This is a genomic window from Acinetobacter sp. LMB-5, from assembly GCF_001541635.1.
GTDB classification, from domain to species: Bacteria; Pseudomonadota; Gammaproteobacteria; order Pseudomonadales; family Moraxellaceae; genus Acinetobacter; species Acinetobacter pittii.
In genome coordinates, this window is sequence record NZ_LRDR01000005.1 from 275,410 (window position 1) to 293,400 (window position 17,991).

Sequence of the window (17,991 nt, forward strand, 5' to 3'; positions counted from 1 at the left end):
GGTCATCAGTTAAGCCTAATAATTCAATTTAATGGACTAGATAAGATGAATAATTTTGCAGTTTCTCGTAATGACTTTAACGAGTGGATGGTTCCAGTTTTTGCACCGGCAAATTTCATTCCAGTACGTGGAGAGGGTTCACGTATTTGGGATCAAGAAAATAAAGAATATATCGATTTTGCAGGCGGGATTGCAGTAAACGCATTAGGTCATGCGCATCCAGTGGCAGTGAATGCTTTAACAGAACAAGCAACAAAACTTTGGCATGTAGGCAACGGTTATACCAATGAACCTGTTCTACGCCTTGCAAAACAACTCACTGAAAATACATTTGCCGATAAAGTGTTCTTCTGTAACTCAGGTGCAGAAGCGAACGAAGCCGCATTAAAACTGGCTCGTAAAGTTGGGCTAGACAGTGGTGTAGCTGGTAAAAGCGGCATTGTGGCATTTAACAATGCTTTCCATGGCCGTACCTTATTTACCGTTTCGGCGGGTGGTCAACCTAAATATTCACAAGACTTTGCACCTCTTCCAAATGGTATCAACCATGTTGCCTTTAATGATTTAGAAGCTGCAAAAGCAGTCATTAATGAACAAACATGTGCAGTCATTGTTGAGCCGATCCAAGGTGAAGGCGGTGTTATTCCGGCTGATATCGAATTTTTAAAAGGTTTGCGTACACTGTGTGATGAGTTCGGTGCCTTACTTATTTTTGATGAAGTACAAACTGGTGTTGGTCGTACGGGTGCACTGTATGCCTACATGAACTCTGGTGTTATTCCAGATGTGTTAACGACTGCAAAAGCACTAGGTGGCGGTTTCCCAGTCGGTGCAATGTTAACAACCGATAAGTTTGCTCCGCATTTTTCTGTCGGTACACATGGTACGACTTATGGTGGTAACCCGTTAGCAAGTGCGGTTGCAGGGGCTGTATTTGAATTTATTAATACGCCTGAAGTGCTGAATGGTGTTAAAGAGCGTCATGACTACTATAAAAACGCTTTAAATAAATTAAATGAAAAATATGAAGTCTTTAAAACGATTCGCGGTGAAGGCTTATTGATTGGTTGTGCCTTAAAAGATGAATTCGCTGGTAAAGCAAAAGACATTAATAATCTTGCGGGTGAAGAAGGTTTACTGAGTCTTATTGCAGGTCCGAATGTTGTACGTTTTACACCGTCTTTAATCATTCCATTTGCTGATATTGATGAAGGTTTAAAACGCTTTGAACGTGCGCTTGCTCGCTTTGTTGAAATTCAAAAGGATGAACAAGCAGCATGATGATTATTCGTTACATCGAACCTAAAGATGTTAATGACCTTTACCTGTTGGCAAAAAAAGCGGGTTTTGGTTTGACATCTTTGCAGCCCAATATGGAAAAACTTGCTGCTCGTATTGAGAGGGCGTGTAAGACAGTCGCAGGCACACTCCCAAAGGCAGATCAGGTTTACCTATTTGTTTTAGAAGATACTGAACTCAACAAAGTTGTCGGTGTTTGCGGTATTGAAGTCGCACTTGGTTTAAAAGAGCCTTGGTATAACTTCCATGTAGGAACACAAGTTCATGCTTCTGAACCGTTAAGTGTTTATAACGCTTTGCCGACTTTGTATTTGAGTAACGACCATACTAACTGTAGTGAGCTTTGTACGTTATTTTTAGATCCTGACTATCGCTTAAATAAAAATGGCAAGTTTTTATCTAAAGTACGCTTCTTGTTTCTGTCAGCTTTTCGCCAATATTTCGAAGAAACGATTGTTGCTGAAATGCGCGGCTATTCTGATGCAAATGGGCAATCACCATTTTGGAATGCGGTAGGGCATAAGTTTTTTAATATTGAATTTACCAAAGCCGATTATTTAAGTGGAGTCGGGCAAAAGGCTTTTATTGCTGAGCTGATGCCAAGACATCCACTCTATGTCGATATGTTGCCGGACGATGCTAAAGCTGCGATTGGCATTGTTCACCCAAATACTCGGCCAGCCTACAATCTCTTGCTTGAAGAAGGACTGCGCTACAAAGGCTATGTCGATATTTTTGATGGTGGCGCAACGCTGCAAGCAGATATCGAAAATTTAAGAGCGATTAAAGAAAGTCAGTCTGTAACGGTTCAAATTGAACAACCTGAAAATATCGCTGTAGGTGATGAAGTTTACATTGTGGCCAATGATGATTATGAAAATTATCGCGCCATTCTTGTGTATAGCAAACCGCACCAAAACATATTGCAGTTAACAAAAGAACAGGCAAAACAATTGAATGTTGAAAATGGCTCTTTAGTTCGTGTGCTCAGTGTTCACGTTAAACGGGCTTCTAGTCCAGAAGTGGTCAATAAACTCAAAGCGACTGAACATTTGCGAATGGCTGTTAATTAAGCGGAAATTACTATACATTTCACCAAATTTAAGAGGGAATAATATATTATCGCTAGCGCAAGATTGGTATATGGATAAATACAATCTTGCTCTCTGAGCTGGAATTAATTAGCCTGCTTTTTTATATAAAGGGTAAATCAATAAAATATTAATTAGTTTATATATTTTAATTGTTTATCGAAATTATATTTTGGAAAGTAGGCTAATATAATAATGAAGGAAAGGATTGATGAATAATTTTTATTGTTATAGGTAATAGCTTTTAAAAAGGAATTTATAAGGTCTTAAGTGATTTAATAATATCTTTAGAATGGTTTAATGGACTAAATTAATAATCATATAATTTATTTATTATTAAAGCATTTACGACAGTTGCTATAAATTGGAGTAAATATTACATGAGTAAGAATAACGGAAAGCAGTTCCTGGAAGGAGATCTTCTTGGTGGTCAACATATGACTGAGCAAGAAGAAGAGAAATTGCAGCGCTCACTGACAAATCGTCATATTCAAATGATCGCAATCGGTGGTGCAATTGGTACTGGATTATTTATGGGTTCCGGGAAAACATTAAGTGTTTCGGGTACTTCAATTGTTTTAACCTATTTAATTATTGGTTTCTTCTTTTTCTTCGTGATGCGGGCAATGGGTGAATTGTTGCTTGCGAACACGAATTTTAAAACCTTCGCCGATTTTGCAACAGCTTATCTGGGTCCATGGGCGGGGTTTTTCCTTGGTTGGTCCTATTGGTGTAACTGGATTATTACTGCGATTGCCGATGTAATTGTAATCGGAGGGTACATGCAGTTTTGGTATCCTGATTTACCCGTCTGGATTCCAGCATTTACATCATTGGCCATCTTAACCATACTTAACTTTGTGGCCGTTCGATTGTTCGGTGAGCTTGAGTTCTGGTTCTCACTCATCAAAATTACTGCAATTATTCTATTTATTCTGGCTGGTATTTATTTAATAGGTACAGGGTTTACTTCTCCAAATGGTGTTAAGGCCTCAATGAGCCATTTGTTTGAAACAGAGTCGATGTTTCCTTATGGTGTAACTGGTTTCTTGGCTGGCTTCCAAATTGCCATATTTGCATTTGTAGGCATTGAACTTGTTGGCACAACTGCTGCTGAAACCAAAGACCCGCATAAATCACTTCCAAAAGCCATTAACTCTATTCCTTTACGCATTTTATTATTCTACGTGGGCGCATTGGTTTGTATTATTGCGGTCACATCTTGGGCTAAGGTTTCACCAGAAAAAAGCCCATTTGTAGAGATGTTTACTTTAGTTGGGTTGCCAATTGCGGCAGGTTTAATCAACTTCGTTGTTGCGACTTCAGCTTTATCTTCTGCAAATAGTGGAATCTTTGCGACCAGCCGGATGCTATACGGTTTGGCTTTAGACAACGATGCACCTAAAAGCTTTAGTAAACTCTCAAAAAGAAAAGTTCCAATTCGCGGACTTATATTTTCAATGGCGTGCGTAACGGTTGGAACATCTATTTTATTTATTGTTCCAAATGTCATGACAGCATTTACGATTATCTCAGCGCTGACTTCAATTTTATGTATTTTTACATTCATGTTGATTGTGCTTTCATATATTTATTATCGTAAGAAAAGCCCTGAACTACACATCCAATCAAAATATAAAATGCCGGGTGGTTTATTTATGGCATGGATGACGATGTTATTTTTAGTGTTTACTATCGTAATTTTGGCTTTAGACCATGATACTTTAATTGCACTTGAGTGTTCACCAATCTGGTTTATTGGTTTGTTTATTGCCTATAAATATAAAAAGAAAAAGATGTTGCAGCTTGATATCTTAAAAGCTCAAAAGGTTGATTATATTTAAGTCGAGTATAGTTGTTTTTATATTAAAGCTAGGTGGGTGCCTAGCTTTTTTATTTTTAAAATAATATTTTTTGATTAAGATAATTTGTTTATAGTTACAACATTTAATAGAAAACTTACTCAGAAAATTATTGTAAGATTTGAAATATTTTTCAGGATTTTAAATATAGTCATAAATATTAAAACGAATTAAATTGTTTTAAAACTAAAGATTACAAAGTAAAAGGAATAGTAATCTCATGATACTTAAGTGTAATGATAGTAATTTGTACGATTTTACTATTGGGAAAAGTTATATCTGTTTTGGGATGCAATTTAATGAATATCGAAATGAAACAAAGGTATCCGTTCGCCGTGATTCAGATGGTACCCCTGTTATTGTAGAAATTTCTAAATTTGAAATAATTAATCCTAGTATACCTGAAGGTTGGGAAATTTCATTTTATAGACAGGAAGATACTATAACGACGACTATTGAACCTAAAGAGTTTAGTGGAGAATTTTGGGATGACTATCATGATGGGAATCCTAAAATGGAAAAATTATTTGAAGATACTTATTTAAAGATCTGTAAATTTCATAATTTTTCTATTACGTCCGGTTGATTAATTAAGAGCCGATAAAAAAGCCTCATTACGAGGCTTTTTTATCGGCTCTTAATTAATATTCGGATCGCCTTTTTTCAAGAAAAAGCGAATCGCTAGTTTTTGTAGGAATGTTCCATAAGGAGGGTGGAAAAGCTGAGTTGGGAAAAACCGATGACGAATAAATACAGTTTTTGCATGTGAAAGTTCGCGGAAACCTTCCTCACCATGATATGACCCCATACCTGAGTTGCCGATACCCCCGAAAGGAGCATCATGGTTAACTACATGCCATCCCCAGTCATTAATGGTCACGCCACCCGAATGAGTTTCACGCAAAATACGATCACGTTCTACTGAACTATGCGTAAAGCAATAAAGTGCTAAAGGTCGTTCATCCGATTTCACATAAGTGATCGCATCATCTAAAGAATCATAAGCCACCACAGGTAAAATAGGGCCAAAGAGTTCTTCTTTCATAATCCGCATATCTGGTGTGCAATTCAGCACAATCTGTACAGGCATTCTACGGCCTTGTTGATTGAAGCTATACGTGTCGCAAGGAATAATACGGGCACCTTTTTCTTGTGCATCGGTCAAAATATCTTGAATACGTTTTAAATGACGGTCATTTACAATCGATGTGTAATTCTCATTGTTTGTGATGTTTTGACCAAACATTTTTATAAAGCTGGATTTTGCTGCATCCACAAACTCATCAATACTTTCTTTAGGAACCAACGCATAGTCAGGTGCTACACAGATTTGACCACTGTTTGTTGCTTTACCATGCGTAATACGTTTTGCCGCATCGGCAAGCGGGTAGTTGCGGCTTACAATTGCAGGTGATTTACCACCTAATTCGAGTGTAACAGGTGTTAAGTTTTCAGCTGCTGCTCGCATGACGACTTTGCCAATAGCTGGGGAGCCAGTAAAGACAATATGATTAAATGGCAACGAGGTAAATCTTGCTGGGTCTGTAATTTCTTCACCAAACACAGCCACTTCATCTTCATTAAAGACTTCGGCAACCATGCGTCGAAGCATTGCATTGGTATTTGGGGTAATTTCAGGGAGTTTAATCATGACTCGATTGCCCGCAGCCAAAGCGGCAATGAGCGGGCCAAGTGCTAAATAAACGGGGAAGTTCCAAGGAACAATTACACCAACCACACCTTTAGGTTGGTATTGCACGCTTAAACGGTTTGATAAAAATAAAAGCTCGGTACGGCGTTTACTTGGGCGCATCCAGCGGCGTAAATGATGAATCGCATGATCGGCTTCCAACACAGAGCCAAGCAAATCGAGTAATTTGGATTCATCAAGTGATCTTGAACTAAAATCAGAATTAATCGCGGCAGCTAAAGCATCTTGATAACGAATAATTTGTTTTTTAAGTTGATGCAGTTTTGTGCGGCGCGCTTCAAGACTTGGATAGGGATCTGCCTCAAAATTGGCACGTTGTTTGGAAAAAATAAGTTCCATATGTTCAGTGGCAGAGCCGCCATATTCTTTTAAAGTGGAGCGTTCCATTATTGTTCCTTCCATACTTTTGCTTATCATACTTTATGCTTGAAGCGTTGTATGGTCGATGTTAAATTGAGACAACAAGAGGTAGTTTAGTGCCATTATGCAAGTCACTCTAGGAATGGTGTGAGTTAAATGCCTAAAAATCTTTATAAAGATACAAATGCTATTATCGAAGGAAATTATGATAATACATCCTTAGGTGCCAATACATATTTGCTAGGTTTGACCAGTTTATTTGATGAAATGGGTTTGCAAGGCCATTCAATATCAGATGTTCTATCTGGCACAAATATTTCGCCAGATACGATGAATCAATCCTCTATATATTTCCCAAGTCCAAAAAATTCAGCTATTTCAAAATATTCAAAAACTATCTCACGATCCTTTAATTGCACTACGCGCAGGACAAAAGCAGCGATTGTCTGATTTTGGGGTATATGGTTACACGCTTTACTCTTCGCGTAATTTTAGACAAGCGGTAGATCTGGGCATCCGACACATTAAGCTTGCAGGGAATGTAATGGGGGCTAGTGGAAAAGGTGGGAAAATGCCTGAAAAAGAATGAGCTCTGCCGAATCCAAATGTTAGAATTTTAGAAATGTTAAAACGTTAATAACGGGATACCTTAAATATGAGTAAACAGTTTCAAAGAGATTTTGGAGTTTATTGCTGTCCCCATATATTTCATAAAGAAAAACCTGTTTTATTGGTAATCCGTGATGAAGATGGAGATTGGCAGTTCTTATGTGGGAATGATGTTGACGATGAATGTCACTATGTTGGAGTCGGTCATCTTTTAGATAGAGATAATTCCTTAGAAGTATTAGTTAATCTTGAAAAAAATACAGGTGCTGAACTTGATGATACTAATCAGGTTTGGAAATATTTTAATTTGGACTAAATAAATGAAAATGTGAATGCTATTATTTATAGTGTTCACAGTTTTAAGTATTTATAAAAATTCTCTAAGTTCTTGAAGAGTTGATGAATAGAAATATATTTAAGAAAAACACCCAAAACTCTTATTTTTACACTTTAAAATAAATTAAATGAGCTTACTTTAGAAAAAATTATATCTGCATTGCAAGGATTGCAGTGGGAAACAAGCTGGACAAGTTACACAGGAACAAAGGCGTATGTTTTTGGAGTTTAAGAATCGATGAAAGATATTTTGAAAGTTCAGAAAGAATGTTGTGATCATTATGAAGAAAAATTTTTTCCTGTAGAGTTAGATCAGTTGGTTGTAGTATCTGATGATGTTTTAGAGGGAGAAATACCTATAGAGGGTGTTAGGTATAGATCACCTAAACATATGAGTGGTTGGTGGTTAACGGCTGATAAATATGATGGTGATATAGAAACTCTCAAGAATGTTCATTTTACACATATATTGGAAAAAAGACCTGATTTAGCAATTTATATGGCATTACCTTACGGATATAGATTTATATTGGGAGGAGAAGAGGAGCATGTTTGGTTTGATGAGAATACTTTAGATGAATAATTTATATTTTATTGTGAAATAAGGTTGTTTTAGGTTTAATAGCCATTTGTTTTAAGTGGCTATTAAGTCTAATTCGATTTTATTTAAAGTGAATTTGGTAGTCTTTTTGGTTAATTAAAAATTAATAAATATAATTGGTTTTTAGGTTTAAATAATATTATATATTGCTTGTGATATGTTGTAGAGATTAATTTATAATATTTAATTTTAATATAGGTTTTAAAATATTTGTTATGATGCTTTAATATTAAGCTACTCTAGGGTAAGTTAAATTTAAAATCATAATAAATTTATTTTACTTAAATCGAGAGAGTAACTTTTTCTGCAAAAATGGATTACAGAGCAAAATCGCAAATAAAATAATAAATATACCGATAATGCTAAACAGATCCGGTAATTCATGCCAAAAAACAAATCCCCATATTCCTGCAAAAATAATGGCAATGTAGTTCATTGGGCCAATTTGTCCCGCTGGTGCTAGGCTGTAAGCATAAGACATAAACAGTTGGCTAATGTTTGCTAAAAGTCCTGCGGCAATGAGTAGAGCTAGTTCATGCCAAGTGAAAATACGCCAATGCCAGAACATTGGAATAGAGGAAATTAAACTACCGAAAACACAGAAATAAAAAACGATACGTTCAGGCGGCTCTGTACTGGTTAAAGCTCTTACAGTCACAAAGGCCATGGCTGATAAAAAGCATGCACCCAGTCCAATAAAAGACAACGCATTCAATAAGCCTTGGTCAGGTTTAGCAACAAATAAAACCCCAATTAGCCCAATAACGGCGGCAAAAATCATCGATTTGGTAATTTTTTCTTTTAAGAAAAGCCATGCAATGAGTGGAATAAAAATAGGAGATGAATAACTAAAAACCATGGCATTTGATAGTTTTAAGTTCGCAATGGCATAGAAAAAACCATACATTGCAGCAAGTCCCACTAGACTTCGCCACGTGTGCATCCAGAGTTTATCGGTTTTAATAAAGTCTAAACCCTGTTTAAACAGCATCGGAATAAAAATAAATAAACCCACTGCATTTCTAAAAAATACGACGGTCGCATTGTCCACTGTTTCTGAAGCAAAACGAATGCACACTCCCATAATGGAAAATAATAATGCCGATGTCATAAGACAAAGCAGTGCTTTTCCAAGTTGAGTTGAGGGGAGATTTGGAGCAGTCTGATTTTGCATATCGAAATGAGTTTTTGGTTTTCGGTGTTATCTTAGCAGTGATGCAGGCATTGGATGAAATATCATTTGATAATGATTTAATAGTGATACTTATTAGAATAAAAAAAGAGAGCATAGGTCAGCTCTCTTTTAATTTTATAGGGTGTTATTTACAGCTAAAGTTTTCAGCTTTTTCACTATTGCCTTGACCATTGTAACGAGCAATCAGTGGATAAGGGCAAAGTGGGCGGGTACGGTCTGGTGCCCAGTCTTGAGGAAGCTCAGTATTCACTTGACCACTTGGGTTACCTGCGCCGCGTGCGGTCGCAATGATTTTGTCAGGTGCTTGCCCGTATTCAACCCAGCTGACTAAAGCAGTCAATGCATCAAATTGATCGGTCGCAATGCCATCACGGGTATGGTTCATGCCCGGAACTCTAAAGAAACGTGCAAATTCAGGTGCTTTACCTTTTGCATCATTTTTATAGTGTTGGAGTAGTTGATCGTACCAATTTTGGGTGTCATCTACAGAGAAGACGCCGTCAGCTGTGCCTTGTACCACAATCATTTTTCCACCGTGATTACGGAGTTTATCAAGATTAAGTTCATCAGGTGGCATCATGAAAGACATCGAACTTTCAGTATAAACATCATTGGTTGCCGAGAGTTTTGGATAGTCGGTATCGAAGTTAAAATTAAAGGCAAATTGTCTAGAGTTTTGAGTCACGGTTGGGTCTGGCGGAACCTGAAAAAGAATGCCGACAGCAACTGGGTCACGCGCTGTTCCCACCGAAGATTCGAATTTCCAGCTTGCCCAATTACTGCCGACTAAACCGGGGTCGAAAGGCTGGGTTGCATAGAGCGCTTGTCCAGCCGAATTTACAGGACCACGGTAAATATTGGCTAATACATCAATTTGTTCGGTACTTAAACAAGTACCATCTCTTGTGCTTGAGCAAATGGGTACATCTTTGTGAATATCAAAAGCTGTACGGCAAGTCTCGACGTCTTGAACCAGTCCATCTGCAACACCGTCTAAGGCATCGCATTGATCTAAAATCGCTTTTGCTAATACTTTACGCTCTGAAAGAGTAAGGGCGGTACTTAAATCATTTTCATCTGTTGCGACACGACGAAGCTGTTGTGCTGTATAGAGTTGAGCTGCAGCTGCACGAGGTAAGTGAAAACCCGGTGTACTTGCTAAAATTCCATCATATTGATCGCCCAAACGGGTTGCGGCAATCATGGCATGACGTCCGCCGTTCGATGTGCCGCCTGCATAGGAGCGATCTGGTAATTTGCCATATGCGGCTTTAATTAGGTTTTTTGCCATAGGCGTGAGTTTGGTAATCGCACCGTAGCCGTAGTTAATTCTGGCTTGAGGGTCTAAACCAAACATTGGATTTTGTGAAGCATTATGTCCGGCGTCGGAGGAAATAACAGCAAAACCATCATGCAGGGCATTGGTGAGTGGGCCACCGCTGCCGACCTGACCTGTTGCAGGAACTAAATTACCATCAGTTCCGCCATTACCTTGATAGAGGAAACGGCCGTTCCAGTCTATTGGTAAGCGCATTTCAAAACCAATTTGATAAGTTTGTCCATCGACAGGGCTTACCCGTTGATCCATATAACCTTTGACCAAACAATGTGCGCCAATCGGTTTGTTGGCGAGAGTCAATGTACCTGCTTCTTGAAGGGTAGCTGAGCTAATAACGGTATTGTTGTACTGAAATCCGAGTAAGTCTGAACAGCTTCCTGTCTTTTTTACGCCAACAGCAGGAGATAACTGCGGTGGTTTGGTTGTTGAGGGAATCGTTGTGTCATCACTATCACTTCCACAGCCTGCCAAAGAACCAAGCATGGCAAGTACTAAAGCGGAGTGGGTCAAAATTCGTTTATTGTTGGTGTAATTCATTTATTCATATCCTTATTGAATGAATGGTCGCAATTAATCTAAAACCAGAAAATTAGCTGTGCTTCGTGCAATCATTTTGTTGTTTTGCCAAGCTTCACTTTCGAGATTTAGTACAGTTTTGCCTTGTTTAATGAATCGGCATTTTGTAATGACTTCACCCACAGCACAGGGCCTTAAAAAATCCATTGTTAAGTTGATGGTGGTAGCGGGTTTATGGTTATTGGCCAGATATGCAAAAAGTCCCATCACGTCGTCAAGCATGGCGCAGATCATGCCGCCTTCAACGGTGCCGCGTGGATTGGTAAAGCTTTCTAGGGCTGTGTAATGGATGTTAAGTTCAGTGTTTTGATCATTCCAATGGATATTGTGTCCGCCCAAATGGTGATGAATGGGGGGTAAGTGCTCTAAAGTTTTTTGATCCATAATGAAGGGTCCATCCTTTTGAAAGTGTTATAAAAATTATTATTTCAAGGTGTAGGCGTCATAAATAACTGCTTTACCCAAGCGCATTGCACTGCCTACCGCAACGGTCTGATTGAGCCATGAATATTTTGGTGAGCTGGTTTCAAACTGCATGGTAATTTTGAAATAGTAGTTTTTTGGGTCGACATCTTTGCCTTGGGCAAGCTGTTTTAGCGTCTCTGCCGAGCCATGGCGGTAACCTTTGGTTTGAAGATAAATCAGTGCGCCGTCATCGGTTTCTAACAAATATCGTGTATCAATAATGGCTAGTCCTTTACTGTCGACAATTTGCCAATCTGCACCATTATTTAAAATGCGGCCCTTGAGGGATTTGCCTTCAAATGTCCCAACTGTAATAGGAATAATTCGGCGTTTACCAGCATCACTGGTTGTGCCTAACTCCCAAACAGGCGCATTTAGATCAACACTAAATTTTGCTAAAGGCTCAAGCTGAATAGGTGGCGGGCTATATTGCGTTTCGGCATGAGTCAGGCCAATGAAACAAATTCCGCAGAGTAGCGTTACAACTTTTTTCATGATGAATTTCCCGAAATAAAAAGAGGTTCTATGTGTGACAGAACCTCTCGTTTTGAATTATTTAAATTTCCATGTGTAGTCGATGTTGATACGGGTTTCGTTGACAGGTTTGATGTTGGCTGTAGAGAGCATGTTGTTGTCATAAATGGCGTAGCGTGCGCGTAACCCTAAATTTTTTAACCAGCCACTTTGAACGGTGTAACCTAAATCAAAGTCTGTTTCGCGTTCTTTTAAATTGGTTCCGCCTAAGTTGGGTGCATAAATATTGTGACCTGTGGTGTAACGGGTCATAAAACGTAAACCCGGTACATAATCTTTAAAGTCATATTCATAACGGAAGCTATAGGCTTTTTCTTTTGGGTTTAAAAACTCGCCTGGCCATGTATCAATAAGAAGTCCAGTTTCACCTCCAGTCAAATAAGGAAATGCGGTATCGCCGTGGTGTTGGAAGGTTCCAAAAATAAATTTATGGTTTTGATGTTTGAGTTCGAAATGCGCATGATAAAGGTCATTATCGACTAAGCCTGCTTTTGCTTGTCCGTCATCTCGGCTGCGGTAGTAACGTAATTGCGAGCTAAAATTAGTGGTGTCATTAATTTTGTGTTGATGTAGTGCGCCGACCATGGTTTGGTTATAAAGGTCATCAACATCCATATAAAAAGCGGTGAGCTTGAGTGCAGGATTAAACTGATAGTTTCCACCTAAATAATAAAGCCCATCAGTTTCGGCGCCTTTAAATCGTCCATTCACCCCAGAAATTTTAATTTTTTCATAGTTGGTCGAATCACGATGATTCACTTTATCGAGGTAGGCTGCCTGTAAATCAAAATCTTTAATATCTTTACTGGTCAGTGAAATGCCTCGATAGGTTTGAGGAAGCAAACGAGCAGGTGACGCTACTAAAACAGGGTTCATCGGCATTAGCGTACCAATACGTAGCTCGGTCTGGCTCATTTTCGCTTTTGCTGTGACCCCAATTTCGCCATAAGAGTCAGCAGGTTCATTGGTGCGCGTGTCTCTAGGTAAGTTACCTGTACCTCCATGCTCTGCATCGGCATCAAGTTTAAAACCCGCCGTTGCAAGCACATCCAGCCCAAAACCGACAGTCCCTTCGGTATAACCTGAATTGGCTTTAAGAATAAAACCTTGTGTCCAGTCCTTGGCGGCAGGGTAAGCGGATTGCTCTTGGTAGTCGCGGTCAAAATAGAAATTTCGTGTGGTGAGTTCTACTGAACTGTTATCAATAAAACTGCCAGCCCACACTGAACTTGAGAGCATGAGGGTAGAGTACATCCATAATTTCGACATAGCATTTCTTCCTGAAATATCATTTTTTGTTTTCAACAAGGCATAGTTGTTGTGTCTGCCTTGTTTGGTTTTTAAATCGAATTATTTTCCGAGCAGTTCTCGGGCAACGATTTCTTTCATAATTTCATTGGTTCCCCCATAAATTTTTTGTACCCGCGCATCCACAAAAAAGCGTGAAATCGGGTATTCCTGCATGTAACCGTAGCCACCAAAAAGCTGAAGTAATTGATCAATCACTTCACATTGGACATCGGTAATAAAGCATTTCAGTGCGGCAACTTGAGTGACGCTTAACTGGTGTTGTTGATACAGCGCTGCACATTGGTCTACAAAAGCTTGAGCGGCTTTTGCTTTGATTTGCGCGTTTGCGAGCACAAAGCGCGTGTTTTGCATTTGGCTTAAAGGTTGTCCGAAAGCTTTACGTTCCAAAACATAGTCTTTAGTAATTTCAATGGCGCCTAAAATTGCCCCCAACGCCATCATTGAAATACTCAAACGTTCGCGAGGTAACTCTTGCATTAAATAAGTAAAGCCTTGTCCTTCTTCACCCAAACGCTGAGTTGCCGGCACACAGACATCATCAAAAAACAGTTCAGCTGTATCTTGGGCATGCAGCCCGATTTTTTGTAATGAACGGCCTTTTTTAACGCCGTCTAAAGCAGCATCAACTAATAAAATCGAAATACCTTTTGCTTTAGCTTGAGGGTCAGTTTTTGCCACCAAAACAATCAGGTCGGCATGTAATCCATTCGAGATAAAGGTTTTTGAACCATTCACACGATAGTGGTCATTTTCTAAAATGGCTTGAGTGCGTATGGCTTGTAGATCCGAGCCGGCATTGGCTTCGGTCATAGCAATTGCAGTGACGACTTCACCTGTGACCATTTTCGGTAACCAATAACGTTTTTGCTCTTCAGTTCCAATATTTTGTAGGTAAGGAGAGACCAACTCATTTTGCCCGCCAATGGCAACCGCCAAAGACGCAAAGCCCGCTTGAGCCGTTTCTTGAACCAGCATGAGGGAGTAATGAACAGGAGCGCCGTAACCGCCATATTCCTCAGGCACATCAACACACAAAAAACCATTTTCCCCAAGACGAAGCCATAGATCACGTGGGATAAGGCCATTGTGTTCCCACTGTTCGTAATACGGGGCAACCTGTTCTTTTAAGAACCTGCGATAGCTGTCCCGAAATAGTTCAAATTCTGTATCGTGTGGCATGTTGAACCTTTTTTAGGCAAAAGTGAGGCTAAGGCCCAAACCGAAGTTTGAGCTTCCTTTTCTATTTCAAATGCTTATTGCTTTAAGGTGGGCACCCGAATAATCAGCGGGTTATCAGCCTGCTTTTGATAAAGCTCATCAATTAAAGCAGCACGACGCTTGGTAATATTGCCTTGATTGAGGTTGCCTTTATCGGTCACTTCACCTGCATCGAGTTGAGGTGGCTCGGTCATTAAATAAAGTATTGAGACTGTATTTGAGCTGCCAGTCGCATCTTTATTAAAGGTGGTTAAAAATTGGCGGAACCATTGCTGGACTTTAGGATGCTGTAATATCAGTGTTGGAGAATGTTCGCCCAGCTTAAGGCCAGCTTGTTGAGCACAAGCTTCTAATTTTGGAAAAATCAGAAAACCAACAGCATTCAGGTTTGAACCAGTAATACAAACATCTTGAATCAGTAAATTACCTTGAATCAGTACTTTGTTGCGTAGTGTGCCCACATTCACAAAAGTACCCGTATTGAGTTTAAAGTCTTCGGCAATTCGTCCGTCGTACATTAGGCCTTTAGTTGGATCATTGACATCGACTAAACGAACGGCATCGCCTGTATGGAAAAAACCTTCATCGTCAAACACAGTGCTTTGCTGGTCTGCCTTTAGACGCCAATAGCCTTTCATGACATGTTTGCCACGAACACAAAACTCTAGTTTGTCGCCACATGGCACTAGCTTAATTTCGCATCCCGGAGCAGGGTATCCAATAAAACCAGCCATTACGTGTGGGCCAGTGGTAAAAGCACAAGAGGGAGCAGTTTCAGTCATGCCCAATCCACTCATTATGCGAATTTTTTCTCCACAATGTTGCTGAGCAATTTTATCGAGTCTGTTCCAGCCCGCTTCTGAAAGCGCTGCACCTGCAAAGAATAGAATTTTAACTTTGGCAAAAAAGCGGTCTCTTAATTCTTCATCTTTTTCTAAAGCTTCGGTAAGTTCTTCCCAACCTTTTGGCACATTTAAATAAACGGTTGGAGAAATTTCTTTGAGATTGCGAATGGTTTCGTCAAATTTTCCTGCAACGGGTTTGCCATCATCAATGTAAATCGTACCGCCGTTATAGAGTGCGATGCCGACATTGTGACTGCCGCCAAATGTGTGGTGCCAAGACAGCCAGTCGAGTAGGACAGGAGGAGTTTCTTCAAACTCAGGGAAAGTCTGCAATAACATTTGCTGATTGACACACAACATTAAATGCGTGGTCGGCACAGCTTTAGGGAGTTTGGTTGAACCCGAGGTAAATAAGAATTTGGCAATTTGGTTTTCATCAAGGGTTTGATAAAACTCTTGGACATTTGAAACAGGCGTATCTAACAGCGACTGAAAAGATGTGCAGATCTGATCGCCCACAATGCCTTTATTGGTTACCACTTCAATATTGGATGTAATGCATGCCTGAATGGCTTTTGCAAAAGCTTGTCCATCGCTGGCATAAACCATACCAGGTGTGAGCACTTCAAACACATGTTTGAGTTTGCCAAAGTCTTGAGAAATCAGAGAGTAGGCGGGTGAAATAGCAGAGAAAGGTACACCTGCCAGCATAGCACCCATAGAGAGTGTTAAATGCTCAAGATCATTACCACTTAAAATAACGAGTGGTCGTTCTTGGCTTAACTTACGTTCATGTAAAGCTTGAGCAATGTGCCATGCACGTTGTAAAACTTCTGCATAACTCAGTTTGACCCATTCACCTTGAGCATTGCGTTTTGCTGCAAAAATATGGTCTGGTTTAGTTTGTGCAAAATGAATTAACCGATCTGTCAGTTTTTGTGGATACGGTTTTAATTGCTCTTTTGGGCTGATATAGAGCGTGTCATCTTTATGGTGATAATGAATATCATGTTGCCCTAATTTTACGAACCGTTCGCGGTCTTGTGATTGAGTGGCATTCATTTGCATTTCTTTCACTCCATGGAAAGCGCATCAGTGCGCTTTATTTTTTGCATCATGCAATTTTTATTTAATCTGTCGGTATTCGCATTAGCCTGACTAAATCGGGTAATGACGTGATTGGGTTTGAATGGTAATCCAGCGTAGTTCTGTAAATTCGGCAACGGAGACTTTACTACCAAAACGTCCGTAACCACTCGATTTTGTTCCACCAAATGGCATTTGAGCTTCGTCATGTACGGTTGCGCCGTTAATGTGACAAATACCCGAATCAATCTGTTTAGCCACTTCCAATGCTTGCGGAATATTCTGGCTAAACACTGCCGCAGAAAGACCGAACTCGCTGTCATTTGCCAATGCTACGCCTTCGTCAATGCTTGAAAAACGTTGAACTGTGCATACTGGGCCAAATGATTCTTCACGGTAAAGCAGCATGTCAGGTTTAATATTGAGCACTAGCGTCGGTTGCATGGTGGTGTCTTCAATATGAATACCTAAAGGTAAGTCAGCACCTTTGTTTTGAGCATCTTCCAGCAAATGCTGAATACGGTTTGCAGCACTGCGACTTTCTAAAACACCGAGTACATTATCTTTTGAGGTTGGATTACCTGCCTGAATAGAGCGGGTTTTTTCAATCAGTTTTTCAATAAATTGGTCGGCAATTTTGTCTTGAACCAAAACACGTTCGGTCGACATACAGATTTGACCCTGATTAAAGAACGCTCCAAAAGCGACTGCATTTACAGCTTCATTAATGTCAGCTTCATTTAAAACCACAACAGGGGCTTTACCACCGAGTTCGAGTAAAACTGGTTTTAAATATTTAGCAGCAGTCTCGGCAATAATTTTTCCAACTTTGGTTGAACCGGTAAAATTAATGCGTTTCACAGCTGGATGAGAGACTAAACGCTCCACGATTTGTGGTGCATCTTCGGCGGCATGCGTAATCACATTGACCACACCTTTACCCAGACCTGCTTCATGTAACACTTCACCAATGAGACGATGTGTTGCTGGGCAGGCTTCCGATGCTTTTAACACAACCGTGTTACCACAAGCCAAAGGCATAGCAAGCGCACGTGTTGCCAAAATGACAGGCGCATTCCAAGGTGCAATGCCAACAATGACACCGCAAGGAACTCGTACACCCATCGCAAGATTGCCCGGCACATCTGATGGAATCAGACTTCCGTCAATTTGTGTGGTCATGGCTGCGGCTTCACGTAACATGTTGGCAGCAAGGTGAACGTTAAACCCATACCATGTTGCAGTTGAACCTGTTTCTTGCATTCCAGTTTCAATGAATTGCTCGGTTTTTTGGTCCATTAAATCGGCTGCTTTTAATAAACGTAAGCGACGTTCGGTAGGCGAGAGTTTCGACCATACTTTAAAAGCTTGTTGTGCCGATTCGATTGCACGATCAACATCGTCTAAAGTTGCGGCAGCAGCTTTACTGGCTACTGATCCATCAATTGGGCTAATACGCTCAAAAGTTGCCTGATTTGATGCATCAACAGATCGACCGTGAATAAGTAACTGTACATTTTGCATGGGTTGCGTCCTTACATTGCCATTAAAGT

General features: G+C 39.8%; 15 protein-coding genes and 1 pseudogene. 7 read left to right on the forward strand and 9 right to left on the reverse strand.

Annotation, left to right across the window (positions count from 1 at the left end; translation table 11 throughout):
* Positions 1-45 precede the first annotated feature (45 nt).
* The 4 genes from AW165_RS08330 (at position 46) to AW165_RS08345 (ending at position 4,838) form a co-directional block, all read left to right on the forward strand.
* Positions 46-1,281, forward strand: a complete 1,236-nt coding sequence (locus AW165_RS08330) for an aspartate aminotransferase family protein (RefSeq protein WP_060465482.1) — start codon at positions 46-48, stop codon at positions 1,279-1,281.
* Positions 1,278-2,372 carry an arginine N-succinyltransferase gene (gene astA / locus AW165_RS08335; RefSeq protein ID WP_060465483.1) on the forward strand — a complete coding sequence of 365 codons (1,095 nt, stop codon included), beginning with the start codon at positions 1,278-1,280 and terminating at the stop codon, positions 2,370-2,372. The genes AW165_RS08330 and astA overlap by 4 nt, the downstream gene beginning before the upstream one ends.
* Before the next feature lie 398 nt (positions 2,373-2,770).
* Positions 2,771-4,234, forward strand: coding sequence for an amino acid permease (locus AW165_RS08340; protein ID WP_060465484.1), 1,464 nt, complete (start codon positions 2,771-2,773; stop codon positions 4,232-4,234).
* 238 nt (positions 4,235-4,472) lie between these two features.
* Positions 4,473-4,838 carry a hypothetical protein gene (locus tag AW165_RS08345; protein WP_060465485.1) on the forward strand — a complete coding sequence of 122 codons (366 nt, stop codon included), beginning with the start codon at positions 4,473-4,475 and terminating at the stop codon, positions 4,836-4,838.
* Positions 4,839-4,889: 51 nt separating this feature from the next.
* Here AW165_RS08345 and AW165_RS08350 read toward each other — a convergent pair whose 3' ends face one another.
* Entirely contained in the window at positions 4,890-6,350 is a 1,461-nt protein-coding gene (locus AW165_RS08350; RefSeq protein WP_060465486.1) for a coniferyl aldehyde dehydrogenase, read from the reverse strand.
* A 129-nt stretch (positions 6,351-6,479) separates the two neighbouring features.
* Here AW165_RS08350 and AW165_RS08355 point away from each other — a divergent pair.
* From AW165_RS08355 to AW165_RS08365, 3 genes and pseudogenes are all read left to right on the forward strand, one after another.
* A pseudogene (locus tag AW165_RS08355) lies at positions 6,480-6,879 on the forward strand (AraC family transcriptional regulator ligand-binding domain-containing protein); the annotation flags it as partial.
* 99 nt (positions 6,880-6,978) lie between these two features.
* Complete coding sequence (locus tag AW165_RS08360; RefSeq protein ID WP_060465487.1) at positions 6,979-7,248, forward strand: hypothetical protein; 270 nt, start codon at positions 6,979-6,981, stop codon at positions 7,246-7,248.
* Between the two features lie 258 nt (positions 7,249-7,506).
* A complete protein-coding gene (locus AW165_RS08365; RefSeq protein WP_060465488.1) occupies positions 7,507-7,851 on the forward strand; it encodes a hypothetical protein in 345 nt (114 codons plus the stop codon).
* Positions 7,852-8,146: 295 nt separating this feature from the next.
* On the opposite strand, the gene AW165_RS08370 is transcribed toward AW165_RS08365, so the two are convergent.
* The 8 genes from AW165_RS08370 to AW165_RS08405 form a co-directional block, all read right to left on the reverse strand.
* On the reverse strand, positions 8,147-9,043 hold the full coding sequence (locus tag AW165_RS08370; RefSeq protein WP_060465489.1) for a DMT family transporter: 897 nt from the start codon (positions 9,041-9,043) through the stop codon (positions 8,147-8,149).
* 145 nt (positions 9,044-9,188) lie between these two features.
* Positions 9,189-10,940 carry a tannase/feruloyl esterase family alpha/beta hydrolase gene (locus tag AW165_RS08375; RefSeq protein WP_060465490.1) on the reverse strand — a complete coding sequence of 584 codons (1,752 nt, stop codon included), beginning with the start codon at positions 10,938-10,940 and terminating at the stop codon, positions 9,189-9,191.
* A 33-nt stretch (positions 10,941-10,973) separates the two neighbouring features.
* The gene (locus AW165_RS08380) at positions 10,974-11,363 is read right to left on the reverse strand and encodes a PaaI family thioesterase (protein WP_060465491.1); all 390 of its coding nucleotides are present in this window, start codon (positions 11,361-11,363) and stop codon (positions 10,974-10,976) included.
* 39 nt (positions 11,364-11,402) lie between these two features.
* Positions 11,403-11,939 carry a DUF3237 domain-containing protein gene (locus AW165_RS08385; RefSeq protein ID WP_060465492.1) on the reverse strand — a complete coding sequence of 179 codons (537 nt, stop codon included), beginning with the start codon at positions 11,937-11,939 and terminating at the stop codon, positions 11,403-11,405.
* A 57-nt stretch (positions 11,940-11,996) separates the two neighbouring features.
* Positions 11,997-13,247 (reverse strand): OprD family porin, encoded by a 1,251-nt coding sequence (locus tag AW165_RS08390; RefSeq protein WP_060465493.1) that lies wholly within the window; start codon positions 13,245-13,247, stop codon positions 11,997-11,999.
* An 81-nt stretch (positions 13,248-13,328) separates the two neighbouring features.
* Positions 13,329-14,468: an acyl-CoA dehydrogenase family protein gene (locus AW165_RS08395; RefSeq protein ID WP_060465494.1), complete on the reverse strand. Its 1,140-nt coding sequence runs from the start codon at positions 14,466-14,468 to the stop codon at positions 13,329-13,331.
* 74 nt (positions 14,469-14,542) lie between these two features.
* The gene (locus tag AW165_RS08400; protein ID WP_171254242.1) at positions 14,543-16,429 is read right to left on the reverse strand and encodes a feruloyl-CoA synthase; all 1,887 of its coding nucleotides are present in this window, start codon (positions 16,427-16,429) and stop codon (positions 14,543-14,545) included.
* A gap of 81 nt (positions 16,430-16,510) precedes the next feature.
* Positions 16,511-17,962 (reverse strand): aldehyde dehydrogenase, encoded by a 1,452-nt coding sequence (locus AW165_RS08405; protein ID WP_060465496.1) that lies wholly within the window; start codon positions 17,960-17,962, stop codon positions 16,511-16,513.
* Between the last annotated feature and the right edge of the window lie 29 nt (positions 17,963-17,991).

Coding starts and splice junctions, on each gene's coding strand:
- AW165_RS08330 (WP_060465482.1), top strand. CDS start 46: ATGAATAATTTTGCAGTTTCTCGTAATGACTTTAACGAGTGGATGGTT.
- astA (WP_060465483.1), top strand. CDS start 1,278: ATGATGATTATTCGTTACATCGAACCTAAAGATGTTAATGACCTTTAC.
- AW165_RS08340 (WP_060465484.1), top strand. CDS start 2,771: ATGAGTAAGAATAACGGAAAGCAGTTCCTGGAAGGAGATCTTCTTGGT.
- AW165_RS08345 (WP_060465485.1), top strand. CDS start 4,473: ATGATACTTAAGTGTAATGATAGTAATTTGTACGATTTTACTATTGGG.
- AW165_RS08350 (WP_060465486.1), bottom strand. CDS start 6,350: ATGGAACGCTCCACTTTAAAAGAATATGGCGGCTCTGCCACTGAACAT.
- AW165_RS08360 (WP_060465487.1), top strand. CDS start 6,979: ATGAGTAAACAGTTTCAAAGAGATTTTGGAGTTTATTGCTGTCCCCAT.
- AW165_RS08365 (WP_060465488.1), top strand. CDS start 7,507: ATGAAAGATATTTTGAAAGTTCAGAAAGAATGTTGTGATCATTATGAA.
- AW165_RS08370 (WP_060465489.1), bottom strand. CDS start 9,043: ATGCAAAATCAGACTGCTCCAAATCTCCCCTCAACTCAACTTGGAAAA.
- AW165_RS08375 (WP_060465490.1), bottom strand. CDS start 10,940: ATGAATTACACCAACAATAAACGAATTTTGACCCACTCCGCTTTAGTA.
- AW165_RS08380 (WP_060465491.1), bottom strand. CDS start 11,363: ATGGATCAAAAAACTTTAGAGCACTTACCCCCCATTCATCACCATTTG.
- AW165_RS08385 (WP_060465492.1), bottom strand. CDS start 11,939: ATGAAAAAAGTTGTAACGCTACTCTGCGGAATTTGTTTCATTGGCCTG.
- AW165_RS08390 (WP_060465493.1), bottom strand. CDS start 13,247: ATGTCGAAATTATGGATGTACTCTACCCTCATGCTCTCAAGTTCAGTG.
- AW165_RS08395 (WP_060465494.1), bottom strand. CDS start 14,468: ATGCCACACGATACAGAATTTGAACTATTTCGGGACAGCTATCGCAGG.
- AW165_RS08405 (WP_060465496.1), bottom strand. CDS start 17,962: ATGCAAAATGTACAGTTACTTATTCACGGTCGATCTGTTGATGCATCA.